The 25,551-nt window shown below is 60.9% G+C and carries 23 protein-coding genes; 16 read left to right on the plus strand and 7 right to left on the minus strand.

Annotation, left to right across the window (positions count from 1 at the left end):
• The first annotated feature begins 206 nt into the window (after nucleotides 1-206).
• Together JOE32_RS05055 and JOE32_RS05060 are read left to right on the plus strand one after the other, a co-directional pair.
• Entirely contained in the window at nucleotides 207-1,184 is a 978-nt protein-coding gene (locus tag JOE32_RS05055) for an IS5 family transposase (protein WP_209981727.1), read from the plus strand.
• Between the two features lie 467 nt (nucleotides 1,185-1,651).
• Nucleotides 1,652-2,239: a hypothetical protein gene (locus JOE32_RS05060; protein WP_209981946.1), complete on the plus strand. Its 588-nt coding sequence runs from the start codon at nucleotides 1,652-1,654 to the stop codon at nucleotides 2,237-2,239.
• Between the two features lie 60 nt (nucleotides 2,240-2,299).
• On the opposite strand, the gene deoC is transcribed toward JOE32_RS05060, so the two are convergent.
• Nucleotides 2,300-2,983, minus strand: coding sequence for a deoxyribose-phosphate aldolase (deoC, locus tag JOE32_RS05065; protein ID WP_209981949.1), 684 nt, complete (start codon nucleotides 2,981-2,983; stop codon nucleotides 2,300-2,302).
• A 126-nt stretch (nucleotides 2,984-3,109) separates the two neighbouring features.
• Here deoC and deoR point away from each other — a divergent pair, with 126 nt between their 5' ends.
• A complete protein-coding gene (deoR, locus tag JOE32_RS05070; protein WP_209981951.1) occupies nucleotides 3,110-3,868 on the plus strand; it encodes a DNA-binding transcriptional repressor DeoR in 759 nt (252 codons plus the stop codon).
• Here the strand turns inward: deoR and JOE32_RS05075 are convergent.
• From JOE32_RS05075 to JOE32_RS05090, 4 genes are all read right to left on the minus strand, one after another.
• Nucleotides 3,865-4,911, minus strand: a complete 1,047-nt coding sequence (locus tag JOE32_RS05075; RefSeq protein WP_209981953.1) for an aldose 1-epimerase family protein — start codon at nucleotides 4,909-4,911, stop codon at nucleotides 3,865-3,867. The two genes, deoR and JOE32_RS05075, sit on opposite strands and share 4 nt — an antisense overlap.
• A complete protein-coding gene (gene fucP / locus JOE32_RS05080) occupies nucleotides 4,908-6,242 on the minus strand; it encodes an L-fucose:H+ symporter permease (protein WP_209981954.1) in 1,335 nt (444 codons plus the stop codon). Before fucP ends, JOE32_RS05075 begins: the two co-directional genes overlap by 4 nt.
• A gap of 28 nt (nucleotides 6,243-6,270) precedes the next feature.
• On the minus strand, nucleotides 6,271-7,191 hold the full coding sequence (rbsK, locus tag JOE32_RS05085; RefSeq protein ID WP_209981956.1) for a ribokinase: 921 nt from the start codon (nucleotides 7,189-7,191) through the stop codon (nucleotides 6,271-6,273).
• Nucleotides 7,192-7,354: 163 nt separating this feature from the next.
• Complete coding sequence (locus tag JOE32_RS05090; RefSeq protein ID WP_209981958.1) at nucleotides 7,355-8,968, minus strand: methyl-accepting chemotaxis protein; 1,614 nt, start codon at nucleotides 8,966-8,968, stop codon at nucleotides 7,355-7,357.
• Between the two features lie 207 nt (nucleotides 8,969-9,175).
• Between JOE32_RS05090 and JOE32_RS05095 the strand changes: the two genes are divergently transcribed.
• Nucleotides 9,176-10,033 (plus strand): SDR family oxidoreductase, encoded by an 858-nt coding sequence (locus JOE32_RS05095; RefSeq protein ID WP_209981960.1) that lies wholly within the window; start codon nucleotides 9,176-9,178, stop codon nucleotides 10,031-10,033.
• Between the two features lie 144 nt (nucleotides 10,034-10,177).
• On the opposite strand, the gene JOE32_RS05100 is transcribed toward JOE32_RS05095, so the two are convergent.
• Nucleotides 10,178-11,092: a tyrosine-type recombinase/integrase gene (locus JOE32_RS05100; protein WP_209981962.1), complete on the minus strand. Its 915-nt coding sequence runs from the start codon at nucleotides 11,090-11,092 to the stop codon at nucleotides 10,178-10,180.
• Nucleotides 11,093-11,200: 108 nt separating this feature from the next.
• Complete coding sequence (locus JOE32_RS05105; RefSeq protein WP_209981965.1) at nucleotides 11,201-12,019, minus strand: hypothetical protein; 819 nt, start codon at nucleotides 12,017-12,019, stop codon at nucleotides 11,201-11,203.
• A gap of 412 nt (nucleotides 12,020-12,431) precedes the next feature.
• Between JOE32_RS05105 and arnC the strand changes: the two genes are divergently transcribed.
• The 12 genes from arnC to JOE32_RS05165 all read left to right on the plus strand — a co-directional run bounded on the left by arnC (nucleotide 12,432) and on the right by JOE32_RS05165 (nucleotide 25,476).
• Nucleotides 12,432-13,463: an undecaprenyl-phosphate 4-deoxy-4-formamido-L-arabinose transferase gene (arnC, locus tag JOE32_RS05110; protein WP_209981967.1), complete on the plus strand. Its 1,032-nt coding sequence runs from the start codon at nucleotides 12,432-12,434 to the stop codon at nucleotides 13,461-13,463.
• On the plus strand, nucleotides 13,460-15,451 hold the full coding sequence (arnA, locus tag JOE32_RS05115) for a bifunctional UDP-4-amino-4-deoxy-L-arabinose formyltransferase/UDP-glucuronic acid oxidase ArnA (RefSeq protein ID WP_209981969.1): 1,992 nt from the start codon (nucleotides 13,460-13,462) through the stop codon (nucleotides 15,449-15,451). Before arnC ends, arnA begins: the two co-directional genes overlap by 4 nt.
• Nucleotides 15,451-16,335, plus strand: a complete 885-nt coding sequence (gene arnD / locus JOE32_RS05120) for a 4-deoxy-4-formamido-L-arabinose-phosphoundecaprenol deformylase (protein ID WP_209981971.1) — start codon at nucleotides 15,451-15,453, stop codon at nucleotides 16,333-16,335. The genes arnA and arnD overlap by 1 nt, the downstream gene beginning before the upstream one ends.
• Complete coding sequence (gene arnT, locus JOE32_RS05125) at nucleotides 16,332-17,987, plus strand: lipid IV(A) 4-amino-4-deoxy-L-arabinosyltransferase (RefSeq protein ID WP_209981972.1); 1,656 nt, start codon at nucleotides 16,332-16,334, stop codon at nucleotides 17,985-17,987. Before arnD ends, arnT begins: the two co-directional genes overlap by 4 nt.
• Complete coding sequence (arnE, locus tag JOE32_RS05130) at nucleotides 17,984-18,331, plus strand: 4-amino-4-deoxy-L-arabinose-phosphoundecaprenol flippase subunit ArnE (RefSeq protein ID WP_209981973.1); 348 nt, start codon at nucleotides 17,984-17,986, stop codon at nucleotides 18,329-18,331. Before arnT ends, arnE begins: the two co-directional genes overlap by 4 nt.
• Entirely contained in the window at nucleotides 18,328-18,729 is a 402-nt protein-coding gene (arnF, locus tag JOE32_RS05135; protein ID WP_209981975.1) for a 4-amino-4-deoxy-L-arabinose-phosphoundecaprenol flippase subunit ArnF, read from the plus strand. The genes arnE and arnF overlap by 4 nt, the downstream gene beginning before the upstream one ends.
• Nucleotides 18,726-20,105 (plus strand): UDP-glucose/GDP-mannose dehydrogenase family protein, encoded by a 1,380-nt coding sequence (locus JOE32_RS05140; RefSeq protein ID WP_209981977.1) that lies wholly within the window; start codon nucleotides 18,726-18,728, stop codon nucleotides 20,103-20,105. Before arnF ends, JOE32_RS05140 begins: the two co-directional genes overlap by 4 nt.
• A 3-nt stretch (nucleotides 20,106-20,108) precedes the next feature.
• The gene (locus JOE32_RS05145; RefSeq protein WP_209981980.1) at nucleotides 20,109-21,731 is read left to right on the plus strand and encodes a phospholipid carrier-dependent glycosyltransferase; all 1,623 of its coding nucleotides are present in this window, start codon (nucleotides 20,109-20,111) and stop codon (nucleotides 21,729-21,731) included.
• 304 nt (nucleotides 21,732-22,035) lie between these two features.
• Entirely contained in the window at nucleotides 22,036-22,203 is a 168-nt protein-coding gene (locus tag JOE32_RS05150) for a hypothetical protein (protein ID WP_209981982.1), read from the plus strand.
• Between the two features lie 172 nt (nucleotides 22,204-22,375).
• Nucleotides 22,376-23,086 carry an HPP family protein gene (locus JOE32_RS05155; protein WP_209981984.1) on the plus strand — a complete coding sequence of 237 codons (711 nt, stop codon included), beginning with the start codon at nucleotides 22,376-22,378 and terminating at the stop codon, nucleotides 23,084-23,086.
• A gap of 131 nt (nucleotides 23,087-23,217) precedes the next feature.
• Nucleotides 23,218-24,321 (plus strand): enoyl-CoA hydratase/isomerase family protein, encoded by a 1,104-nt coding sequence (locus JOE32_RS05160; RefSeq protein ID WP_209981986.1) that lies wholly within the window; start codon nucleotides 23,218-23,220, stop codon nucleotides 24,319-24,321.
• A gap of 3 nt (nucleotides 24,322-24,324) precedes the next feature.
• Entirely contained in the window at nucleotides 24,325-25,476 is a 1,152-nt protein-coding gene (locus tag JOE32_RS05165; protein WP_209981988.1) for an acyl-CoA dehydrogenase family protein, read from the plus strand.
• Nucleotides 25,477-25,551 lie beyond the last annotated feature (75 nt).

Raw genomic sequence — 25,551 nt, forward strand, 5'->3', positions numbered from 1 at the left:
CAAAAATTCGATTTCGAGCATTTTTTTTAAAATCATCAGCACTAAATATCTCATTGTTTCTCAAGTGCTTTTCACCTAATCAGGCTCAAGTATTTGAGCTATAAAAGTTTCAACCCCTTGATTTTTATGTCTTTAAGGAAACTCTGAAAAAGACTTTCAGATTTGGTGAAATAGCCGTCTGATCCGAATACGACGGTTGAGCCCCGATGAAACAGATGTCCTTCGCCGATGCCGAGTACGCCGGCAAACGTAAGCAGACCCGCCGCGAGCGTTTCCTGATCGAGATGGATCAGGTCGTGCCCTGGAAGGGTCTGATTGCCTTGATCGAGCCGTATTATCCGAAAGGCGAAGGTGGTCGTCCGGCGTATCCGTTGATGGCGATGTTGCGAGTTCATCTGATGCAGAACTGGTTCGGCTACAGCGATCCGGCGATGGAAGAAGCGCTGTACGAGACCACTATCCTGCGCCAGTTTTCGGGACTGCATCTGGATCGGATTCCCGATGAAACCACGATCCTCAACTTCCGGCGCTTGTTGGAGAAACATGAATTGGCCGGCGGGATTTTGCAGGTCATCAACGGTTATCTGGGCGACCGTGGCCTGATGTTGCGCCACGGTACGGTGGTCGATGCGACGATCATTCATGCGCCGAGTTCGACCAAGAATAAAGACGGCAAACGCGACCCCGAAATGCATCAGACGAAGAAGGGGAACATGTATTTCTTCGGGATGAAAGCGCATATCGGCGTCGATGCCGAGTCGGGTTTGGTGCATAGCCTGGTGGGCACGGCGGCCAATGTGGCGGACGTGACGCAGGTCGATCAGTTGCTGCATGGCGAGGAATCATACGTATCTGGCGATGCCGGTTACACCGGCGTGGACAAGCGTCCTGAGCATCAGAATCGCAAGATGATCTGGTCGATTGCCGCCCGGCCCAGCAGCTATAAAAAACACGCGAAAAAGAGTTTGATCGGGCGCCTGCGGCGCACAATCGAATATGCGAAAGCACAAGTGCGGGCGAAGGTTGAGCATCCATTCCGAGTGATCAAGCGTCAGTTTGGCTATACGAAAGTGCGCTTTCGCGGCCTGATGAAAAACACCGCGCAACAGGCCACGCTATTTGCCCTGTCGAACCTGTGGATGATGCGAAAACGACTGCTGGTCGCGGGAGAGGTGCGCCTGTAATGCGGGAAAAGCGCCTTGAAAAGGCGTCGCTCAAGGGTGAAACGATGAGTTAAGAACAGGAAAGGTCTGATTTCTGACCAGCCAGCGTTTTTTGAATCTCTACCAACGAGGGCATCAAAAATCGCTGACTACTTCAGACCTTCCTTAAGGGCCCGCTCAAAAGGGAAGATTATTGTTATTTGGGCTTCAGGTAACGAGCGAAAGACAGATATTTCGCCTCAATGACTTATCGTAACGATGCCAAGCTGGCAGGTTGTGGGGCTAAGCTGTTGATTTCACGGTACGATTTTTGAACTCACGAATTATCATTTTATGATTACAGCCACAATTGCGCGGTGCGTTCATGTTGCCTGATACATCAATTTAACATAATATACATTATGCGTACTCCAATATACGTAACCGGCGGCCTTGACACGGGCATCTCAACGCTCATGGAGGATTGCCTACCTTCAAGCACTCGGGCAATGTACAGCTTCACCGATAAGGAAATATCGATGTCAGCCCCGACACTTAAATACATGCTTGCGAACGACCCAAACCTTCCTCAGCTTCAAAGAAAATTGCTTGCGCAGTCACTTCACAACGCCAGGCTACCCGCCGGGTCTCTACAGGCAGATGACGGCTCGGTTTATGCGGTGGTTAAATTGCAGGGTTCGACTTACATGCCCCTCGAATGCATCCACAACTGTCGCCATTACCAGAGCATCAATGCAGGCGATGTTGTTTATGGATGGAATCTGTTCGCTGGCGCATACGCGGACGGGAAAATGTTGAATGTCGCTCAGTACCACTGCGTCTGGCGGTCTCCAAGGGGTCAATTACTCGACGTTACGCCGGAGCCCGACCTGCCAGGCCAGCAAATACTGTTCATGATTGACAGCCGAATCAAAATTGGTTTGACGCGTAATATTCATACACCCCCTCTGTTCGTGATAATGACTGGCCAAACCGGGTGGACTACAGATTTGGTTGACTTCTGCGATGCGCAAGCTGATTACTTCGAAACGGCCAGGCAAGTGAGCCCTTATGTACAGCGCCTTTTGAATATATAGCCCCAACTCAACTAAATGACTATTTAGTTGAGTTAAGTCACAAAGCGAACCAAATGCTCTTCAGTAGCCACTGCCTGCCGTCGCCGCTCCCCCCACAATCGCAATCCCCGAACTGCTACCCAACCGAGTCGCCCCCGCCTCAATCATCTTCACAGCCGTCGGATAATCACGCACCCCACCGGATGCTTTTACCCCAATACCGGCGCCCACGGTCTTGCGCATCAGGGCTACGTCTTCAACGGTAGCGCCGCTGCGGCTGAACCCGGTGGATGTCTTGACGAATGCCACGCCCAGGTCGCGACAGATCTCGCATGCCTGAACCTTCTGTGCGTCATTGAGCAGGCAGGTTTCCAGGATGACCTTCAACGGCACGGCCGCGCAGGCCTTGTGCACCTGTGCAATATCGTCGCGCACGGCGTCCAGCAAGCCGTCCTTCAGCCAGCCGATATTGAGCACCATGTCGATCTCCCCTGCCCCGGCCGCAATGGCTCGTTCGGCTTCGAAGGCTTTGGTGTCACTCAGGCCGGCGCCCAGGGGGAAGCCCACCACCGCGCAGATCACCACGCTTTTATCGGTCAGGCACGAAGCCACGTAGGGCACCTGCCCGGAATTGACGCATACCGAATAAAAGCCATGTTCCCGCGCTTCGTCGCACAGGGTCTTGATCTGATCAACGGAGGCGTCGGGAGCCAGCAATGTGTGATCGATGTACTTGGCCAATGCGGCGGGTGGAAGACTGTTCATTTAATGGCCCCTTGCCTGTATGTTTCCAATAAGTGTGAAGCGCTGTCACAGTGCTCACATAATCCGTTACAATAGTAACACTTAATGTTGCTTATTTAACATCATCAATCAAGCCCTGGAATACGCGTGGACAGTAGAAAAGTCGAGCGACTCAAGCTTATCCAGCAAGCCCTGCAGGACCAGAACGCCATTCACCTGCGGGAAATGGCGGCCCTGCTGGACGTTTCCGAGATGACCCTGCGCCGCGATCTCGCTCACTTCACCGAGCACCTGCGCCTGCTGGGCGGCTATATCACCCGGGTCGGCAATGAGGTCGGCGATTACCGCGTGGCCGATCAAGACACTCGCCACGTCGAGGAAAAACGCCGCATCGGCAAGCTCGCCGCCCAACTGATCCAGCCTGGCGACACGGTGTTTTTCGACTGCGGCACCACCTCGCCGTTTGTGATTGATTTCATTCCCGATCAGTTGGAATTCACTGCGGTGTGCAGTTCGCTGAACGTGCTGCTCAGGCTGCAGAACAAGCCCAATTGCCATATCGTCTTGTGCGGCGGCACCTTTCACCGCAAGAACCAGGTTTTCGAAAGCAGTGCCGAAAGCAGCATTCTCGACAGCGTGCGCCTGACGTGGGCCTTCGTGACCGCCGCCGGCGTCAGCCAGGCATTCGGCGTGACCTGCTTCAACTTCAATGAGGTCGAGGTCAAGCAAAAGGTCATACGCCAAGCCCAGCAACGGGTGCTGCTTGCCGACTTCAGCAAGTTCGACACGGTGCGCACCGCTCACTTCGCCACCCTGGAAGACTTTCAGTACGTGGTCAGCGACAAGAAAATCCCGCGCAGCTACAAAGAATCCATCCTGGCCAGCGGTGCGCAATTGCTGGTTTAACCCAGCACCGTTTGCCGCTCCTGCGCACTCAGGTAGCCGGTGGTCAGGCTGAACGAAGCGCTGGCGCCGGCGGCCAGTACCCGCACGTTACCCTTGGCTTTTTCGGCGTTATACCCCTCGGGTTCGCAGGTGGACGGCAGCACGAACGCCGCCACCTGCTGATCCGGCGTGTAGAGAATCCAGCGCACGGCATGCTCGAACTGCTCGGGGCGGTAACGGGTGTAAAACGCCGCACCGTCGGGATGATCCAGCAGAAAATGCGCCTGGCCTGCGGCGTCCGTGCCCACGCCGTCGAAGAAAAACACGACTTCCGGGTCGTACAGCGATGGCTGATCGAGACTGGCCAATTGCGCCGGATGCTCGACCAATTGCGCCATGTAGGCGCTCCAGGCCGGTGTCGGTTTGACGTGGTCCGGCACGCTGGTGCGCAGGCGTTGGCGTTGCATGCCCAACGGCTCGACGAACCGCGCACCCGCCACATAGGCGTAGTTCATATGGGCCATATACATCAGGTCCATGGGTTTGCCGGCCAGGTTGGTCACCGCCATGCCGATATCGAACAGGGCCGAATCGGCGCGCAGGGTCACGCTGGGGCATGCGCGATAGCGATCGCCGAAGCCTTTGGCATATTCGTACGAACCGTTCAGGCTCACGCAGTCTTCACCCAGTTCCAGCCAGGCCGTGTCCATCGGCGCGCAGGGCATCTCGCCATGCAGCGCGTGGGTGTCCTGCGGCGCCGGGCAGCCGTTGCGCAGCAGGCCGCTGTGAAACATGAAACAGCCGTAGGTATCGATGATCGTCGGGCTGGGCCGGGGTTGCTCGAACAGGTTGGGCATGGTCAGGTCGCAATCGTCGAAGACGGCGGACCAGATCATCTGCCCCTGATAAGGCAACAGCACCAGACGACCACGGCTGTTTTCCAGGCTCAGGGCCTGCACGCCGGACGGATAGGTCCAGGCACTGACCTTGAAGGCCTGCGACTGCAGGATAATTTTCTCCTGCTCGCCGAACAGCGCGGGGTACAGCGGGATACGGGTACTCATGAAGCCACCGCCCCGGCTGCCGTCAACGGCTCGCGGCCTGGCTGGCGCATGCACTTGAGTGCGTAGATGACGATCACGATAAAGCACAGCAACGGCACGCTGTAGGCCAGTTGCATATTGCCGCCGCTGGCGTCGGACAGCAGGCCCTGGAAGATCGGGATGACGCCGCCGCCGACGATGCTCATCACCAGCAGTGAGCCGCCAACGCCGGTGTCTTCACCCAGGCCGTCGATGGTCAGGCCATAAATGGTCGGCCAGCAAGGACCGAGGAAAATACTCACGCCGACCGCTGCATACACTGCCGAGATATTCGGCACCAGAATGGTGTAGGCCAGCAGCACGATGCACAGCACACCGTAGATCGCCAGGACCTTGGCCGGGTGCAGGCGTCGCATCAACAGGTTGGCGATCATCTTGCCGACAAAGTAGGCGGCAAAGGTGGTCATCAAAAACCATGAAGCGCTGCGCTCATTCATGCCGCCCATTTGCATGGCCAGGCGAATGGTGAAACTCCACACGCCGACCTGGGCACCCACATACAGAAACTGCGCCAGTACGCCAAAGGTAAAGCGCGGGTTACGCCACAGGCGACCGAGGCTTTGACGCACGCTGCTACCCGCCTTGCTGCCGGCAGGTTTATTGCCCTTGCAGGCGGGGAAACGGGTGATGGCGACCAGAATAAACATCAGCACCAGCACGGCAATCATCCACTTGTAGGGCAATAAGGTGGACTGAATCATCTGCAACTGCTGCACCGCCGCCTCGGTGGCGCTCATCTGCGTCAGCTGTTCGGTGGTGGCGTCAGTGGACTTGAACATCACAAAGCTGCCGACATACACCCCGGCCATTGCGCCGAATGGGTGGAAGGTCTGCGAGATGTTCAGGCGCCGCGTGCCGGTTTCCCGTGGGCCCATCAGCGTCGAGTAGGTGTTGCAGGCGGTTTCCAGAAACGACAGGCCCGCAGCGATCACGAACAGCGCCAGCAGGAACATGCCGTACTTGGCGGTGGACGCCGCCGGAAAAAACAGCAGGCAGCCGAGCATGTACAACAACAGCCCGATCAGAATCGTGCTCTTGTAGCTAAAGCGCCGCACCACCATCGCGGCCGGAATGGCCACGAAAAAGTAGCCCAGGTAAAACGCCGACTGGACGAACGCGGTCTGGAAATCACTGAGCAAAAACGCTTTCTTGAAGTGCGCGATCAGCACGTCGTTCATGCTCGCCGCAGCGGCCCACAGTGCAAAGATGCTGCACAGCAGGATAAAGGCGAACCAGGGCGTGCGGTTCAGGTAGAAACCGTCGGGTGTCTGTTGCAGCGCAGGTTTGTTCATTATTGTTCTCCGGGCTGGGTTGAAGGTGTTACGGCTGTTGCTGGAAGCGCGCGAACGCTTCGCCGTCGGGATAGGAAGACTGCGTGCCCAGCGCCATGACCGAGCATGCCGAGTACGCTACCGCCTGCTCCATGGCCTGCTGAATATTGCCGTCGCGGTTCCAGTGGTGAATGAAGCAACCAATAAAGGCATCACCGGCGCCCGTGGTGTCGCGGGCCGCAACCTGGCGGCCCGGCACGCGGAACTCGCCCTCCTCGCCCACGTACAGCGCACCCTGTTCGCCCAGCGTGACGATGACGTGGCGAATGCCGCTGGCAACCAGGGTGCGTGCAGCGGTTTGAGCGGCAGCCGGTGAGTCCACCACCTGCCCGGTGATCAGCGCCAACTCCGATTCGTTGGGGATCAGAAAGTCCAGTTGCGCGAGATGCTCAGGGCTCAAGCTCGCCAGGGCCGGCGCCGGATTGAGCAGCACTGCAATACCGTGCCGGCGTGCGAATTCGATGGCGTAGTACACCGTCTCCAGTCGGATCTCCAGTTGCAGCACGATCAGCGTGCACTCACGCAGCTCGGCCGCCGCCGCATCAATGTCCGCCGGCGCCAGATGCGCGTTGGCGCCCTTGACGATAAGAATGCTGTTGTGGGAATCGGCGCGCACAAAAATCGGTGCCACACCACTGGAGACGCCAGCCACCCGCTGCACATAACGGGTGTCGATACCAAAGCGCTGAAAATTGGCCAGGGTGTTGTCGGCAAACATGTCGTCGCCAACCTTACTCACCATCAGCACCCGCGACCCGAGCTTGGCAGCCGCCACCGCCTGGTTGGCGCCCTTGCCACCACAACCCAGGGCAAAGTCCGGCGCTTCCAGGGTTTCGCCCTGGGCCGGCATGCGGTCGATGTAGGTAATCAAATCCACCATGTTGCTGCCGATGACTGCGATCTTGCTCATTGCTATTCCACCTTGTTGCGGCACGGCCAGGCAGGTCATGTCGCTCTTGTTTTGTTATTTAAATAACATATGGTGTGAATATTCAATCTTTTTTTGCGGTGTCGCATCGAGTCCAGGCAAAAAAAGCCGGCCCATGGTGGGCCGGCGCGTTGCGTAGCGAGCGTTACAAGCTGAAGCGATCCACCGATTGCGACAACTTGCCGGCCAGCCCGGACAAATGGTCGGTAGTGGACGCGGTTTCGCCGATCACCCGGCTGTTGTTTTGCGACATGCCGGCGATCATCTCGACCTGATGGGAAATTTCATTGCTGGCCAGGCTCTGCTCGCCGATGGTGCGCGAAATATCGTTGACCAACTCGGTGGTGCTGAGGGTGGCCTGCAGGATTTCGCGGATGGCCCGTTCGACCTCGGCGGTCACGGCCATGCCTTTGTCCACCTGGGCGACGCCCTCCTCCATGCTGGTCACCGCCTCACGCGTACTCTGCTGGATGCGTCCTACCATGCTGGCAATTTCCTGAGTCGAGGCGCTGGTGCGGCCTGCGAGGCTGCGCACTTCATCGGCCACCACCGCAAAACCACGACCCTGTTCACCGGCGCGAGCGGCCTCGATCGCGGCATTCAGGGCCAGCAGGTTGGTCTGGTCGGCGATGCCCTTGATCACCTGGATAATGCTGTAGATCGCCTCGGACTCTTTGTCGAGGGTACGGATGACCTGGGCCGATTGCTGCGCCGAGCGGGCGATGCCGTCCATGTCGCTGACCACCTGGTGAATCACTCGACCACCGTCCTTGGCCAGGGCTTCGGCCTGGTTGGCCATGTCCAGGGCGCGCCCGGCATGCCGGGTGATTTCCTCGATGCTGGCGGTCATTTCGCTGGCAGCGGCCGCCATGGTGCTGGCCGCGCCGCTTTGCTGCTGGCTGCTGTTGGCAACCTCGTGGCAACCGTGGCTCAGCTGCTCGCTCATGTGGTTGACCTCATGGGCGTTGCTGCGCACTACCTCGATCATGCCGCGCAAGTCGCGCTGCATGGTCGCCAGGCTACTGATCAACATGCCCGCTTCGTCCTTGCGCCGAGGCTCGGTGATCGGTTCGCTCAAATTGCCCCTGGCAATGCTCGCGGCAATGCGGCTCGCGGTCTGCAGCGGCCCCATGATGCTGAGGATGACCCAGCGGCCCTGCGTCAGCAGCAGCAACAGGCTGACGATCAACACCACGCCCAGGGTCAGGTTGGCATTGCTGAGGGTTTGCCGGGTGCTTGCGCCGCTCTGTTCGGTGTTGCCTTCGATCACCTCGCTCAAGGCGGCCATCTGTTCTTCCAGGTGACTGAACGCACTGTTGAACGTATCCAGTTCGGCGCGGGCGGCTTCGGGGTTGTCCAACGCCAGGGCGACGATACGCTCACCCGCGCTGATATAGGTGTCCAGGCTGGGCTTGAGCTTTTCCAGGTTGGTCTTGAGGGTGGCGTCCAGCGGCAGCTTGAGATTATCGCCCAGCACCTGGCGGAAGTGCTCGGCATGTTCTCTCAGCGACTGGGTGACCTCGGCCTTGGTGCTGGTGCTCTTGCCCAGTCCCACCAGCATCGCCGACAGCACGTCGGCGCGCAGGGCATCGTGCATCATGTCCGCTTCCATGTGGTTGCGCAGCACCGTCATGCTCACCGCGTTATCGGCCACGGCTACGCCCATGCGGGTGTTGCCCAGGTAACCGGCCAGGCTCATGACCAGCGCCGTGAGCAGTCCGGTCGCAATCAACAGCATCAAGCGTAGTCTGATCGTCATGCCTTATCCCCTGTATGGGCCGCCGATTGGCGGTCCTGCCGCTAGTAGCGTTATCGGCAGTGATCACAGGACTTTTAGGTAAATTTCAGCAGCGCGCCGCTAGGCGGGTATCAACCACTCGTCGGGCCTGCGCCGCATCCATCACAACTATCGCCGGAGCCAAAACTACTAATCCCATAGCACCCTTGGAAATCTATGGAGATTGTTATGACTGACTACCCACGCCCTCCCTTCGCCCCACAAGCCCAAGCCGTGCCAGGCACTCAAAAGAAGATGGATCCGTACCCTGACTGCGGCGAGCAGAGCTACAAAGGCTCCGGTCGGCTGGCCAACAAGATCGCGTTGATTACCGGCGCCGACAGCGGTATTGGTCGTGCCGTCGCCATTGCATTCGCCCGTGAAGGCGCCGATGTGGCCATCGCCTACCTGGACGAACACGAAGACGCCCGGGAAACCGCACGCTGGGTTGAAGAAGCCGGCCGTCAGTGCCTGTTGCTGCCCGGTGACATCGCGCAGAAAGCCACCTGCCAGGCGCTGGTGGACAAGACCGTCGAGCAGTTCGGCCGCATTGATGTGCTGGTCAACAATGCCGCGTTCCAGATGAACCACGAAACCCTCGAAGAGATCGAGGATGAAGAATGGGTCAAGACCTTCGATATCAACATCACCGCGATGTTTCGCCTCTGCAAGGCCGCTTTACCGCATATGAAGGCTGGCAGCTCTATCATCAACACCAGCTCGGTCAACTCCGACATGCACAAGCCAACCCTGCTGGCCTACGCCGCCACCAAGGGCGCCATCGCCAACTTCACCGGTGGCCTGGCGCAGTTGCTGGGCAGCAAGGGGATTCGCGTCAACAGCGTGGCCCCCGGTCCGATCTGGACGCCGCTGATCGTGGCCACCATGACCGATGAAGACGTGCAGAGCTTCGGCAGCGAAACCCCACTGGGCCGGCCGGGCCAGCCAGTGGAAGTGGCGCCGATCTACGTGTTGCTCGCCTCGGATGAGGCCAGTTACATCTCCGGCTCGCGCTACGCGGTGACCGGTGGCAAGCCGATTCTCTAATACCCCACGCAAGTGTGTGGGGCTTTCTCCCGATAGCGGTGTATCAGCCAAAAAATGGTTGCCTGACACACTGCAATCGGGAGCAAGCCCCCTCCCACCTTTTGATGTTCATCAAACGTTGCTCTTCATCCAGGCGGGCGACCGCTACAGGTCGAACCTGTCCACCGCGCGTCGCCGCTCGTTATCCTCGCGCACGTCATAACTGGCGGTGGTCTGGATATTGGTGTGGTGCGCCAGCTTCTGCGCAATCGACAGGTCATGCTCCTCGATCACGCGGGTGATGAACGAGCGGCGAAAGTCGTGGGGCATGATCTTCACCCCCACCTGCTCCCCGCGCTGGCGGGCGATGTAATAGATCGCATGCTTGGTGATGCGCTCGCGGGTGATATGACTGCCCCGGCGTATACGGTTGAACAGGAAGCTGTCGTCCTGCTCGCCCTCCTTGAGCTGTTCGCGACGAAAATCCAGCCAGGCCGCAAGCTTGGCGAATGCCCAATCCGGCGCGTACTTGACCAGTTCCTTGTTGCCCTTGCCGATCACTCGCAGGCTGCGCTCCTGGAAATTGACCTGCGCCAGGTCCAGGTTCACCGATTCCGACTTGCGCATGCCCGAGCCATACAGAATGCCGATCACGGCCGCGTCGCGCAGGCCCTGGGGGCGTGGGTCGGCGGCGCACACGTCCATCATTTCGCGGATCAGCGTGCGCCGCAGGTTGCGGCCCTGGCTCAGGCGACTGCCCGCGGTGGCCTTGACCGTGCGCATTTTCAGCAGGTGCTCCTGGCTGATCAGGCTCATGCGCCATGCCTCGTTCATCACCCCGCGCACGGCATTCACATACAGCGATGAGGTATTGGGCGCATAGCCGTCTTCGCGCAGGGCGGCGACGAGGGCGATCACGTGTTCGGGTTGCAGATGGTGCCAGTCGATGTCTTCGAGGTTGATGTCGTCGAAGCCCAGGCGGTCGGCCGCGTCTTGCAGCACGTAGCGCATGGTCAGTTGGCTGGAGGGGGCCAGGCGGGTGAGATAGAGGGTCAGTGGGTTGCGGATAGACTCAGTCAAGGTAGATCAGCCTTTGGATTAAATACCTCAAGTAATCGATTGATTAATCGAGGTATTTAGTGAATTGGCGAGGCCTGAGTCTAACGCAGGATCAGCCCTCGCACCACATCACGGCGCCGAGTCTTCGTCTACGGTGGGTTCCTGCGGCTGGGGTTGTGCCTGGGCCTGCCCCCACTCGGTGTCCTGCTTCTTCATCAGCGCAAACCAGTGCTGGCGCATGAAGGTCAGGTAGCGCTCGGGGCCCTTGGCAAAGTCTTTCTCATCGCCATAGCACCCCGGCAACGGCAGTTCGGTGCCCTGCTCCTTGTACTGGCTGACCAGCGCCTGTTGCGCAGCCACGCTGCAGTCGGTGGGCAAGGGCATGCCGCGCAACGCGCCGAGCTCTTCGTCCCACCACGCGGCGCCGTAACGGTCGACACCGCGCAGCCGGTACTTCTGGGACTTGCCCACATGCATGATCAGCTTGAATTGATTGGGGCTGACGTCGCTGGCGCAGGTCAGCGAATAGCCCACGGTGGCCTGGGTGCTGCCGTCTCCCGCGAGGTCGGTGACCCTGGTGGCCGCCATGTCGAAACGCAGCGCCGCATCGAATTCGCAGCGTTGCACGTCGTCGTAGAGCATCCACATGCGCCTGGGGCGGTCACCATCGATCAGGTACTGGGCCGCGTAGACGAATGCAGACTGACTGCCATCGTCGTCCCGCTCGCTGATTTGCTCGGCGAGCACCAGCAGGTTCTTGCCCTGGCGATCGTCCCAGGTGAACGCCGCCACCTGCTTGCCGCGCACTTCGACGCCGTCCGGCACCTGACTGACAGGCGTGAGCGCCACCCCTTCATCGGCCCGCACCGTACCGACACAGGCCACGGTCATCATTAAACCGATCAACGCAGGCCGCAATTGGCCGCGCAAAAGCTGCACGCTATTCATCCGACTACCCTGGCACGAGATGGCTTACTTTACCGGCACTTGAGGCGTAATGCAGAGAAGATTGTTGAATAAAATCCGCTGGCTAATCACAGACGACGGAGTCGCGCGCAATGTGCAGTTGCCTGTCCCCCTTTTTCCGGCCAAATCTCGCCTGCAGGCCCCTGACTGCTTAGCTGAACCCTAGCTGTCTACCTGTCAAATAAACGAGTTTTTCATCAGGCTTTCATATCTGTTCAACATTTTTGCGCTTAATCTTGAACACAGTACTTCACAGCAAACCGCGCTACACAGGCTAACCTGTTGATAATGTTCCAGCTTTGATACCGCTCAGTTACCCGCGGTCTGCAGGTTCGCCCCCTGATTGCTGCTGTTTTCACGCTTCAAGTTGCGCTAACCCCGAGGTCATGAATCTTTGAAACCCTACCCTATTCATTGCGTGTCGATCGTTATTCCGGTCTACAACGAACAAGAGAGCCTGCCTGAACTGTTGCGTCGCACCACTGCCGCCTGCAAGCAACTGGCCTACGAATACGAAATCATCCTGGTGGATGACGGTAGCCGCGACAACTCGGCCCAGATGCTCGAAGACGCGGCGAACGAAGACGGCAGCAACATCGTGGCAGTGATCCTCAACCGCAACTACGGCCAGCATGCCGCGATCATGGCCGGTTTCGAGCAATGCCGGGGCGAGGTGGTGATCACCCTCGACGCCGACCTGCAGAACCCGCCGGAAGAGATCCCGCGCCTGGTCGAGCAGGCCGCCCTTGGCTACGACGTGGTCGCCACCGTGCGCAACAATCGCCAGGACTCGGCCTTTCGCCGCTGGCCTTCGCGCCTGATCAACCTCGCCGTGCAGCGTTCCACCGGCGTGGCCATGACTGACTACGGCTGCATGCTGCGCGCCTACCGCCGCACCATCGTCGACGCCATGCTCGCCTGCCGCGAGCGCAGCACCTTCATTCCAATCCTGGCCAACGGCTTTGCCCGCCACACCACGGAAATCCTGGTGCACCACGCCGAGCGTGAACACGGCGAATCCAAATACAGCGCCATGCGCCTGGTCAGCCTGATGTTCGACCTGCTCACCTGCATGACCACCACGCCACTGCGCCTGCTCTCCATTGTCGGTTTCAGCCTGGCGGCGCTGGGCGTGCTGTTCGCCTTCGCGCTGGTCATCCTGCGCCTGGCCTTCGGTGCACAGTGGGCCGGTGACGGCATGTTCGTGCTGTTCGCGGTGCTGTTCGTGTTCACCGGCGGCCAGTTCATCGGCATGGGTTTGCTGGGTGAATACCTGGGACGCATGTACAGCGATGTGCGCGCCCGCCCCCGTTTCTTTATCGAAAAAGTGCTGCGCAACCAACCGGCAGCACCTGCACCCGTGGTCGTCGTCGACGGCCTGGTGTCTTCCCATACCTCCACTTCTTCCGATCAGGTTCAGTCATGAGTTCAAAAGCTGTTGTATTCGCGTACCACGATATTGGCTGTGCAGGCATCGAAGCCCTGCTCGCTACGGGTTACGACATTGCTGCCGTGTTCACCCATGCCGATGATCCCAAGGAAAACAATTTCTACGGCTCCGTCGCGCAACTGTGCGCACTCAATGGCATCCCGGTACACGCTCCGGAAGACGCCAACCACCCGCTGTGGGTCGAACGCATCGCCAAGCTGAACCCGGATTACATCTTCTCTTTCTACTACCGCAACCTGTTGAGCGAAGCCCTGCTGACCACCGCCAAAAATGGCGCGTTCAACCTGCACGGCTCGCTGCTGCCCAAATACCGTGGCCGCGCCCCGGCCAACTGGGTGCTGGTCAATGGCGAAACCGAAACCGGCGTGACCCTGCACCGCATGGTCAAGCGTGCCGATGCCGGCGCGATCCTCGCCCAGCAAAAAGTCACGATCGACCGCAGCGATACCGGCCTGACCCTGCACGCCAAATTGCGTGACGCGGCCACCAGCCTGCTGCGCGACGCCCTGCCGCAGCTGGCCCAGGGCAAGCTGACTGAAACCGCCCAGGACGAAAGCCAGGCCACCTGCTTCGGTCGCCGTACCGCCGCCGATGGCAAGCTGGACTGGAAAAAGCCGGCTGAACAGCTGTTCAACCTGGTGCGCGCGGTGACTCAACCCTACCCGGGCGCCTTCTGCGCCGTGGGCGAGCACAAACTGATCGTATGGCAGGCCGAGGTGGTCAAGGGCAACGAAGGCCTGGCGCCGGGCCGCGTGATCAGCGTCAACCCGCTGCGCATCGCCTGCGGTGAAGACTCCCTGGTGATCAAGTTCGGCCAGCGCAACGCCACCGGCCTGTACCTGGCCGGCCCTTCCCTGGCCGATGAACTGGGCCTGGTGGACGGCTCCGTGCTGCGCGGCGCCGAATCCGGCCGCAAGCCACGCCGTACACGTGTGCTGATCCTGGGGGTCAACGGCTTTATCGGTAACCACCTGTCCGAGCGCCTGCTGCGTGATGACCGCTACGAAGTCTATGGCCTGGACATCGGCTCCGACGCCATCGAGCGCCTGCGCAGCCACCCCAATTTCCATTACGTGGAAGGTGATATCAGCATCCACACCGAGTGGATCGAATACCACATCAAGAAATGCGACGTGGTGCTGCCGCTGGTGGCCATCGCCACGCCCATTGAATACACCCGCAACCCGCTGCGCGTGTTCGAGCTCGACTTCGAGGAAAACCTCAAGTTGGTGCGCTACTGCGTCAAATACAACAAGCGCGTGATCTTCCCGTCGACCTCCGAAGTCTATGGCATGTGCCAGGACCAGTACTTTGACGAAGACACCTCCAACCTGGTGGTCGGCCCGGTCAACAAGCAGCGCTGGATCTACTCGGTGTCCAAGCAACTGCTCGACCGCGTGATCTGGGCCTACGGCGACAAAGGCCTGAAATTCACCCTGTTCCGTCCGTTCAACTGGATGGGCCCGCGCCTGGACCGTCTGGACTCGGCGCGTATCGGTAGCTCCCGGGCGATCACCCAGTTGATCCTGAACCTGGTGGAAGGCACGCCGATCCGCCTGTTCGACGGTGGCGAGCAGAAGCGCTGCTTCACTGATATCGCCGACGGCATCGAAGCCCTGGCGCGCATCATCGATAACGACAACGGTGTCTGCGACGGCCAGATCATCAACATCGGCAACCCGGAAAACGAAGCCAGCATCCGCCAGTTGGGCGAAGAACTGCTGCGTCAGTTCGAAGCCCACCCACTGCGTGGCAACTTCCCGCCGTTCGCCGGTTTCCGCGACGTCGAGAGCAAGGCGTTCTACGGCACCGGTTACCAGGACGTGGCACACCGCAAGCCGAGCATCGACAACGCCAAGCGCCTGCTGAACTGGACGCCGACCGTGGAGATGAGCGAAACCATCGGCAACACGCTGGACTTCTTCCTGCGCGAAGCCATGCTCGAAATCGCGGACAAAAAGTAATGAAGGCAGGCTTGCGCATCGACGTCGACACCTACCGTGGCACCCGTGAAGGTGTGCCGCGGCTGCTCGAATCCCTGGACGAAGCCGGGGTTAAAGCGACGTTCTTCTTCAGCGTCGGGCCGGACAACATGGGGCGCCACCTGTGGCGCCTGATCCGTCCGCAGTTCCTGTGGAAGATGCTGCGTTCCAACGCTGCCGGCCTGTATGGCTGGGATATTTTGCTGGCCGGCACCGCCTGGCCGGGCAAACCGATCGGCCGCGACCTGGGGCACCTGATGCGCCAGGCCAAGGCGGCGGGCCACGAAGTCGGCCTGCACGCCTGGGACCACCACGGCTGGCAGGCCAACACCGGACGCTGGAGCGAAGCACAACTGATCGAACAGATCCGCCGTGGCGTCGACACCCTGAGCGACATCCTGGGTGAACGCATCGACTGTTCAGCGGCCGCCGGTTGGCGTGCCGATGAGCGCGTGGTGCAAGCCAAGCAAGGGTTCAACTTTCGCTACAACAGCGATTGCCGGGGTACCAGCCTGTTTCGGCCGACATTGGCCGACGGCAGCGCGGGTACGCCACAAATTCCGGTAGACCTGCCGACCTTCGACGAAGTCGTCGGGCCGGTGGTGGCTGCCAAAGACTTCAACGGCTTCATTCTTGACCGCTTTGAGGCGGCCAAGCTCAACGTCTACACGATCCACGCAGAAGTAGAAGGGATTCTGATGGCCAATGATTTTCGCCAGTTGCTCGCCCAGGCAGGGCAGCGCGGCATCGAGTTCGCGCCACTGGGTGAGCTGTTGCCCACCGACATCGACACCCTCCCCCGGCAGCAACTGGTACGCGGCGCCTTGAGCGGCCGCGAAGGCTGGCTTGGAGTGCAGCAGGCATGATTCGGCGTTGGGCGCTGCCCCTGTTGTTGCTGGCCTTCGGCGCGTTTTACCTGCTGCCATTGGCCACCCATGGCCTGTGGATTCCGGATGAGTCGCGTTATGCGCAGATCAGCCAGGAAATGCTGCTGACCGGCAAATGGGCCGCGCCGCACTTCATGGGCATCCGCTATTTCGAAAAACCTGCCGCCGGTTACTGGATGATCGCGTTCGGCCAGGCGATCTTCGGGCAGAACCTGTTCGGCGTAAGGTTTGCCTCGGCCCTGAGCACCGGCCTGAGCATCCTCCTGGTGTACGCCGTGTCGCGCCGCTTGTGGGATAACCGTCAGAAAAGCCTGATCAGCACCGCGCTGTACATGAGCTTCGTCAGCGTGGCGGCGCTGGGCGGTTATGCCAACCTCGATCCGCAGTTCACCTTCTGGGTCAACCTCACCGGCGTTGCGCTGTGGTTTTGCTTGGACAGCAGCACCCGGCGTGGCCGCCTGTGGGCGTGGGCCCTGCTCGGGTTCGCCTGCGGCATGGGCTTCTTGACCAAAGGCTTTCTGGCGTGGCTGCTGCCGGTGTTGATTGCCTTGCCTTATATGGTCATGCAAAAGCGTGTGGGTGAACTGATGCGTCATGGGCTGATCGCGGTGGCGGTTGCCACGGCTGTCAGCCTGCCATGGGCGCTGGCCGTACACCTGCAGGAGCCGGACTACTGGCACTTCTTCTTCTGGCACGAGCATATCCAACGCTTTGCCGGCGAAGATGCCCAGCACGCCGAGCCGTTCTGGTATTACCTGCCGCTGCTGGCCGCCTTTTCGCTGCCGTGGCTGGGCCTGCTGCCGGCCACCTTCAAGCGGGCCTGGCTGGACAAGCGCTCGCCGAAAATCACCTATCTGTTGCTGTGGCTGCTGATGCCCCTGGCCTTCTTCAGCCTGGCCAAAGGCAAGCTGCCGTCCTACATCATGCCGTGCCTGCTGCCCCTGGCCTTGCTGATGGGCCATGTGCTGGCCGACACACTGGCCCAAGGCCGCACCCGTGCCTTGCGCATCAACGGTTGGCTGAACCTGATTCTCGGTGTCGTGGCGCTGCTGGCGCTGGCCTGGGTGCAACTGAAAAAACCGCTGTATGAACCCGGCCAGGAAACCTTCAGCCTGGTGCTGGTGTGTGTCTGCCTGTTCGGCTGGGTCATCGCCAACCTGCTGCAGGCCATGCGCCCGTTGACGCTGTGGGCGGCACCGCTGATCGGCAGCGGCTTGCTGGTTGCCCTCGCCCCGGCCGCGCTGCCCCATTCGGTGGTTTACAACAAGACCCCGGATCAATTCATCCTTGATCACCTGCAAGAGCTGCAACCCGCCACCGCGCTGCTGAGCAACGACCTGGGCGCCGCGTCGGCCCTGGCCTGGCGCCTGCAACGCGCTGACGTGACCCTTTACAACTCCATCGGCGAAGTGAAATACGGCCTCGCCTACCCGGATGCCGGCCATCACATGGTGGACACCCACCAGATTCAGCAATGGATGATCGATGCGCGCAAGCAGGGTCCGGTCGGCGTGGTGATGCGGGTCAAGGGCGATGACGAGATTGCCGAAGTCAATCTGTTGCCCCAGGACGGCAAACGGTACGAGCAAGGCAACATCGTGATCCTGATCTTCGCCCAGGTGGCACCGTGATCACCCTGTTGCTGTTACTCGCCGCGTGCCTGCTCACCTGCATGGGCCAGGTCTCGCAGAAGTTTGCCGTGGAAAGCTGGCGCCACCTGCCCGCGGGCTGGGCGTTAAAGCTGCGCTCGCCGTGGCTGTGGTCGGCGCTGCTGTGCCTGGGGTTTGGCCTGCTGGTGTGGCTGCTGGTGTTGCAGCGCCTGGAAGTCGGGATTGCCTACCCGATGCTCAGCCTGAACTTTGTGCTGGTCACGTTGATGGCGCGGTTCGTGTTCCATGAGCCCGTCGACGGCCGTCACTGGCTGGGCGTGGCACTGGTGATTGCCGGCGTTGTGTTGCTGGGGCGCCAGGTATGAGCCGCGTACGGGGTTTCGCCCTGGCCATGGGCAGCGTCGGCCTGGTCAGCGCCGCACAGCTGGGCATGCGCTGGAGCATGACGCGCCTGCCGCTGCCCCATGAGTGGCTGAGTGCACCGATTGATCCAAGTGCGCTGGGCGTGGTGATCCTCGCGATCCTCGCCTACGCGCTGTCGATGCTCTGCTGGCTGGGTGCGCTCAAACACCTGCCGCTGGGCCGTGCCTATTCATTACTGAGCATCAGCTACGCGCTGGTGTACCTGCTGGCTGCCAGCCTGCCAGTGTTCAACGAATATTTTTCGCTTTCAAGAACCCTGGGGGTGGCGTTTGTCATCCTCGGTGTGTTGGTTATCAACTCCCGCCGTGCTAGCGCAGCAAGTCCCAGGAATGCCTCATGAAAATCAGTGTATTTGGTAGTGGTTACGTCGGTCTGGTGCAGGCCACCGTATTAGCCGAAGTCGGTCACGATGTCATCTGCATGGACGTGGATCAAAACAAGGTCAAGCTGTTGCAGCAGGGCCATGTGAGCATTTTCGAACCGGGTCTTGCGGCCATGGTCAAGGAGAACCTGGAGAGCGGTCGCCTGCACTTCACCTTTGATGAAAAACTGGCGGTCGAACACGGCGAAGTGCTGTTTATCGCCGTGGGCACGCCGTCGGACGAAGACGGCTCGGCCGACCTCAAATACGTGCTGTCGGTGGGTGATGCCGTGGCCCGCCATCGTGTGGCCCCGGTGATTCTGGTGGAAAAATCCACCGTGCCCGTCGGCACCGGTGACACCTTGCGCGCGCACATTGAAAAAGCCCTGCGCGTGGCCGGCCGTCACCTGGAGTTCGATATCGTCTCCAACCCGGAATTTCTCAAGGAAGGCTCGGCCGTTGCCGACTGCCGCCGCCCGGACCGCATCATCATCGGCTGCGAGCGTGAAGAAGTGCGCGAGGTGATGCGCGACCTGTACGCTCCCTTCAACCGCAACCATGACCGCATCATCTTCATGGACCTGCGCAGCGCCGAGCTGACCAAGTACGCCGCCAACTGCATGCTGGCCACCAAGATCAGCTTCATCAACCAGATCGCCGAGCTGGCCGAACACCTGGGCGCCGACATCGAAGCCGTGCGCCTGGGCATCGGTGCCGACTCGCGCATCGGTTACCACTTCATTTACCCGGGCTGCGGTTATGGCGGTTCGTGTTTCCCCAAGGACATGCGCGCTTTGATCCACAGCGCCAGGCAGGCCAACTGCTCCAGCGACCTGCTGGAGGCGGTGGAAGCGATCAACCAGCGCCAGAAGAGCAAGCTGTTCGAGCGCATCAACGCGTTCTTCAAGGGCAATCTGCGCGGCAAGACCTTCGCCCTCTGGGGCCTGGCCTTCAAGCCCAACACCGACGACATGCGCGACGCCCCCAGCCGCGTGCTGATGGAAGCCCTGTGGGCCGCCGGCGCCAACGTGCGCGCCTTCGACCCCGAAGCCATGCAGGAAACCCAGCGCCTCTACGCCGATGAAGAGCGCCTGATGCTGATGGGCACCCCGGAGTCCACGCTGGTGGGCGCTGACGCGCTGATCGTCTGCACCGAATGGCAGCAGTTCAAGGCGCCGGATTTCGACCTGATCCACCAGCGCCTGAAAACCCCGGTGATCTTCGATGGCCGCAACCTGTATGACGGCGAGCGCCTGGCGCGCAAAGGCTTCCAGTATTTCCCGATGGGCCGTGGCGACTCCTGCACGCTGCCGATACCGCAGCAGCAATGGTTGCCCCAGGTTGTGGAAGCCTGATACGTGAACAAAGCGCAACCCTCCCCGCTCACTGCAACGCTGCGCCGCCAATCCCTGGGTCTGGGGTTGCTGGCGCTGTTGCTGTTTGTCGTCGGTAACTGGCATCAGGCAATCATCGGCTTTGACTCGCGTTTCGTGGTGTTTGCCCAGGAGATGCTGCGCCATGGGCCGAGCTTTTTCCCCACCACTTACGGGCAGCCCTACGCCGACTACCTGGCGACGTCCACCCTGCTGACCTGGGTGTTGTCGTTGCCGTTTGGCCAGGTCACCAGCTTTACGGCCTGGCTGCCCACCTCCATGGCGTCGGCGCTGATCGTTACCCTGGTATATCGCCTGACGGCGCCCTACTCCACGCGCTGGGGCCTGCTGAGCGTGGCAATGCTGTTGCTCAGCAGTACCTTCATTACCGAGACCCGCGCGGTATCCCTCGACCAGATGCTCGCCGCCGTGGCATTGGCGGTGTTCTACCTGGGTTACGCCCATGATCATTTCGGCGCAGCCAGGCGCGTGCACTGGCTGTTCCTGCTGCTGATCATCGGCTTCGCCATTCGCGGGCCCATCGGGCTGGTGATTCCTGTCGGCGTGCTGTGCAGCTACTACCTGCTCAATCGCCAATGGCGCCAGTTGTTCAGCTTCGGCCTGCTGGCCCTGGCGTTGCTGGCGGCGTGTATGGGCCTGTTGCTGCTGCTGGCCAAGCTCAGTGGCGGCGAAGTGTTCATGCAGGACGTGATCCGCATGCAATTTCTGGGACGCATGGACGGCAGCGAAGGCTCGAGCGGCGTGCTGTATTACTTCACCAGCTCGCTGGGCAACTATGCCCTCGCCTACCCGCTGGCGGTGCTGGTGCTGCTGGCGGTGCTCGCCGGCGGGCGCCGCCCCCCGGACCCGGCGTTACAACTGGTGCTGTACTGCGCGGCGGCCGGTGTGCTGGTGATGCTGGGGCTGTCGGTGCCACAGGCGAAAAAGGCGCGCTACATCCTGCCGATGCTGCCGATGGCGGCGATCATAGCGGCCTACCCGTTCCAGGTCAGCCAGGGACGCTTGTTCGCCGGATTGCGCGCCTTGATGCTGGGCATCTGGACGCTGTCGCCGGCACTTCTGGCGATCGGGCTGATGGTTGCGCGGCGGCGTTATCCGCAGCAGCTGGACAGCCTTGGGCTGATGGTTGCCGTGCTCGCGGCGCTGCAACTGCTGGCATTGCTTTCGTTGCTGAAGCCGCGATGGCGCCCGCTGGGGCCGGCGTTGGCGGCCGTGCTTGCGATCTGGTCGACTTACATCGTGGTGGTCGAGCCTCTCGAGCGCGCGGTCTACGACACCCGCGCTTTCAGCCTTGCGGTCAAGGCGCGGATCCAGCAGGAGCCTGCCCCGTTGGTGCTGCACGGCCTGGGCAAGGATGCGAAAGCCATCAAGTTCATGGTCGGCTATGGCTGCGACAAGGTGCCCCTGTTCACCCGGACGTCCAGAGACCTGGCACCGCTGCAAGGGCCGGCATGGCTGGTGATGAGTGCCCAGGACTTCGCCCGCCTGGAAGACCCGCGCCTGCATGACCTCACACCGACCCTCACCGGAACCTTCGACAAGGATGCCTACGTGCTGCTGCATCTGGAGAAGGCTTCGCCGCCTTGAGCGCAGTGTTGACCGATTTGTAGGACGTGACGCCCGCTCTTTCAGGAGCGGGCGTTTTTCGTCACAAGCACCCGGAAACACCCTACACATCTATGCGTAAAGACCGATTAACTCTGCCTTTCGGCGCCCCCACCCCGTCGGTAAACTCGCTTGCCAGTGCGTTAACTATCTACCACCCGACGCACACTGCATAACCACAAGGACGCTGTCGGCCAGCCTCATCACGGCCGCCTACTGCATAAAAGAGGGCAATGCCGTGTCGGATGATTTTTTGCTTGTTGCCGTGCCGAGGCTGGATGGATTGATGGAACTTCGCGATGCCGTGGTGGCGCTGAACGGGCCGCTGGCGGAGGACCCGGCGGTGCAGGAAAACCTGCACCGTCAGCTGTTCAACGAGGAACGCAGGACCCGCGTGCTGGGGCGCATCAGTGCGGTGTCAGCACAAGACACCCGGCAAATTCCCTTTGGCTGATGGCCTTGACTCCAGTTTTATTGCATTCAACCTGCATTAATATGCATTGGACCCGCCCATTCAACGGCGGCACACTGCGCAGGTTCCTTCCCCCAATTGTTGGAACTTGCGAGGGCTTTTCCGGGAAACCAGGCAAGCCCTTTTTTTTGCCCGCTGTTCATGGATTCGTACAATGTTCGCTCGCTGGTTACCCGCAGCCATCAATACCCGACCCGCCGAATGGAGCCGTGCCGCCATCGGCATGGCCCTGGGCACCCTGTTCAGCGTGTGGCTGTGCGCTCAGGTATTTGGCATGGACGTAGCGCTGCACCTGCTGGGGCCGCTGGGTGCGTCGGCAGTGTTGCTGTTCGCGGTGTCATCCGGCGCACTGGCGCAGCCGTGGTCAATCATCGGGGGTTACCTGTGTGCGACGGTCGTTGCGCTGCTGGTGGCCCGGGTCCTGGGGCGCACCCTGGGCAGCGCGTGTCTGGCGGCAGGCATGACGGTAATCCTGATGTGCTGGCTGCGCTGCCTGCACCCACCGGCCGGGGGGCTGGCGATGACCCTGGTGCTGGCCGATCCTGCGTCCGCCACCCTTGGCTGGCACGAACTGTTCGCCGTGATGCTCGGCGCCGGCGCATTGCTGACCTGTGCACTGGCCTACAACAATGCCACCCGCCTCCGCTATCCAAAGGCAGCCGATAGGTCACCCGAGGCCGTCATGGGCAGCCAACCGCCGATGACTGACCCGGCGATCACCGCCGCCGACCTGAAGCGGGCCCTGGCTGAAATGGAACAGTTCTACGACATTGAACCGAACGCGCTGGAGCAACTGGTCCATGCGGCCGAGGGCCATGCGCGCCGCCGCAGCATCGGCGAAGTCCTGGCCCGTCGCGCGGCGTGAGCATGGCTGCATAAATGCAGGAAGCACCTGCATGTTTGAAGGTTGTACTGGGCAAATTTGCACTGGTAGGATCGTGAGCAGGTTCGTTCGCGAATATCTTGATAAAGACAATAAAAAGCAGGGAGTTAGAGATGACTGCTCAGGTTTCCGCCGAGGCAAGCCACGTCGACACGCACACCACGGATGTTCTGGCCGAAGTCCGCAACCATATCGGCCACCTTACCCTCAACCGCCCGGCCGGCTTGAACGCTCTCACGCTGGACATGGTGCGCAGCCTCAACCGCCACTTGCAGGCCTGGGCCGATGACCCGCAGGTGTACGCGGTGGTGCTGCGCGGCGCCGGCGAAAAAGCCTTCTGCGCCGGCGGCGATATCCGCTCCCTGTACGACAGCTTCAAGGCCGGCGATACCCTGCACGAGGACTTTTTCGTCGAGGAGTACGCGCTGGACCTGGCGATCCACCATTACCGCAAACCCGTACTGGCCCTGATGGATGGCTTCGTGCTGGGCGGCGGCATGGGGCTGGTGCAAGGCGCTGACCTGCGGGTGGTCACCGAGCGCAGCCGACTGGCCATGCCGGAGGTGGCCATCGGTTACTTCCCCGACGTGGGCGGCAGTTACTTCCTGCCGCGCATTCCCGGTGAGTTGGGGATTTACCTGGGCGTTACCGGCGTGCAGATTCGTGCGGCCGATGCACTTTATTGCGGCCTGGCCGACTGGTACCTGGAGAGCGAGCGGCTGACCGACCTGGATCAGAAGCTGGACGACCTGCGCTGGCACGGCGCCCCGCTCAAGGACCTGCAGGGCGTGCTGGCCAGACTGGCCGTGCAGCAACTGCCCGATGCACCGCTGGCCGGGTTGCGCCGGGCTATCGACCACTTCTTTGCCTTGCCGGATGTGCCGAGCATGGTCGAACAGCTGCAGCAGGTCACGGTCGCCGACAGCCATGAATGGGCGATCACCACCGCCAGCCTGATGCAGACCCGCTCGCCGCTTGCCATGGCGGTGACCCTGGAAATGCTGCGTCGCGGCCGCCGCCTGCCGCTGGAGCAATGTTTCGCCCTGGAGCTGCACCTGGACCGCCAGTGGTTCGAGCACGGCGACCTCATCGAAGGCGTGCGCGCGTTGATCATCGACAAGGACAAGGCGCCTCGCTGGAACCCGCCGTCCCTCCACGAGCTGCACGCCGCCCACGTTGAACGCTTCTTTCGCGACTTCAAGCAGGTTGGGAGATAAGTCATGCAAGATATTGAATACACAGAAGATCAGGTAATGTTTCGCGACATGGCACGCGACTTTGCGCGCCATGAGATCGCCCCGCATGCCCAGGCGTGGGAAAAAGCCGGCTGGATCGACGACGCCCTGGTCGCGAAGATGGGCGAACTGGGCCTGCTGGGCATGGTGGTCCCCGAGGAATGGGGCGGCGCCTATGTCGATTACGTGGCTTATGCCTTGGCGGTGGAGGAGATTTCCGCCGGGGATGGCGCTACTGGTGCGTTGATGAGTATCCATAATTCAGTAGGTTGCGGGCCAATCCTCAACTACGGCTCACTGGAGCAGAAGCAAACCTGGCTGGCGAAACTTGCCAGCGGCCAGGCGATTGGCTGCTTCTGCCTGACCGAGCCCCAGGCCGGTTCCGAAGCGCACAACCTGCGCACCCGCGCCGAATTGCGCGACGGTCAGTGGGTGATCAACGGCGCCAAGCAATTTGTCAGTAACGGCAAGCGCGCGCAGCTGGCGATCGTGTTTGCGGTGACCGACCCCGATCTCGGCAAGAAAGGCATCTCGGCGTTCCTGGTGCCCACTGACACCCCGGGGTACGTGGTCGACCGTACCGAACACAAAATGGGCATCCGCGCGTCCGACACCTGCGCCGTCACCTTCACGGCCTGCACCGTGCCCGAGGCCAACTTGCTGGGCGAGCGCGGCAAGGGTCTCGCCATTGCGCTGTCGAACCTGGAAGGCGGCCGCATCGGCATTGCCGCCCAGGCCCTCGGTATTGCCCGTGCAGCGTTCGAAGCGGCGCTGGTGTATGCCCGTGACCGCACGCAGTTCGACAAGCCGATCATCGAGCACCAGAGCGTGGCCAACCTGCTGGCCGACATGCAGACCCGCCTTAATGCGGCCCGATTGCTGATCCTGCACGCCGCGCGCCTGCGCAGTGCCGGCAAACCGTGCCTGTCGGAAGCCTCGCAAGCCAAGCTGTTTGCCTCGGAAATGGCCGAGAAGGTGTGTTCGTCTGCGCTGCAGATTCATGGCGGGTACGGGTACCTGGAGGACTACCCGGTGGAGCGCTACTACCGGGACGCGCGGATCACGCAGATTTACGAGGGCACCAGTGAGATTCAACGGATGGTGATTGCCAGAGAGTTGAAAAACTATCCGCTCTGACTGATGCAACGCCAAGCTGCGGGAGGGAGCTTGCTCCCTCTTATCAAACACCCAATAACTTTTTGACTTTAAAAC

Source organism: Pseudomonas sp. PvP025, assembly GCF_017832155.1.
In the GTDB taxonomy this organism is placed as follows: domain Bacteria; phylum Pseudomonadota; class Gammaproteobacteria; order Pseudomonadales; family Pseudomonadaceae; genus Aquipseudomonas.

Coding starts and splice junctions, on each gene's coding strand:
- arnF (WP_209981975.1), top strand. CDS start 18,328: ATGAGCCGCGTACGGGGTTTCGCCCTGGCCATGGGCAGCGTCGGCCTG.
- fucP (WP_209981954.1), bottom strand. CDS start 6,242: ATGAACAAACCTGCGCTGCAACAGACACCCGACGGTTTCTACCTGAAC.
- JOE32_RS05095 (WP_209981960.1), top strand. CDS start 9,176: ATGACTGACTACCCACGCCCTCCCTTCGCCCCACAAGCCCAAGCCGTG.
- JOE32_RS05155 (WP_209981984.1), top strand. CDS start 22,376: ATGTTCGCTCGCTGGTTACCCGCAGCCATCAATACCCGACCCGCCGAA.
- JOE32_RS05075 (WP_209981953.1), bottom strand. CDS start 4,911: ATGAGTACCCGTATCCCGCTGTACCCCGCGCTGTTCGGCGAGCAGGAG.
- JOE32_RS05105 (WP_209981965.1), bottom strand. CDS start 12,019: ATGAATAGCGTGCAGCTTTTGCGCGGCCAATTGCGGCCTGCGTTGATC.
- JOE32_RS05150 (WP_209981982.1), top strand. CDS start 22,036: ATGGAACTTCGCGATGCCGTGGTGGCGCTGAACGGGCCGCTGGCGGAG.
- JOE32_RS05090 (WP_209981958.1), bottom strand. CDS start 8,968: ATGACGATCAGACTACGCTTGATGCTGTTGATTGCGACCGGACTGCTC.
- JOE32_RS05165 (WP_209981988.1), top strand. CDS start 24,325: ATGCAAGATATTGAATACACAGAAGATCAGGTAATGTTTCGCGACATG.
- arnT (WP_209981972.1), top strand. CDS start 16,332: ATGATTCGGCGTTGGGCGCTGCCCCTGTTGTTGCTGGCCTTCGGCGCG.
- JOE32_RS05160 (WP_209981986.1), top strand. CDS start 23,218: ATGACTGCTCAGGTTTCCGCCGAGGCAAGCCACGTCGACACGCACACC.
- JOE32_RS05140 (WP_209981977.1), top strand. CDS start 18,726: ATGAAAATCAGTGTATTTGGTAGTGGTTACGTCGGTCTGGTGCAGGCC.
- deoC (WP_209981949.1), bottom strand. CDS start 2,983: ATGAACAGTCTTCCACCCGCCGCATTGGCCAAGTACATCGATCACACA.
- arnA (WP_209981969.1), top strand. CDS start 13,460: ATGAGTTCAAAAGCTGTTGTATTCGCGTACCACGATATTGGCTGTGCA.
- rbsK (WP_209981956.1), bottom strand. CDS start 7,191: ATGAGCAAGATCGCAGTCATCGGCAGCAACATGGTGGATTTGATTACC.
- JOE32_RS05060 (WP_209981946.1), top strand. CDS start 1,652: ATGTACAGCTTCACCGATAAGGAAATATCGATGTCAGCCCCGACACTT.
- JOE32_RS05055 (WP_209981727.1), top strand. CDS start 207: ATGAAACAGATGTCCTTCGCCGATGCCGAGTACGCCGGCAAACGTAAG.
- arnD (WP_209981971.1), top strand. CDS start 15,451: ATGAAGGCAGGCTTGCGCATCGACGTCGACACCTACCGTGGCACCCGT.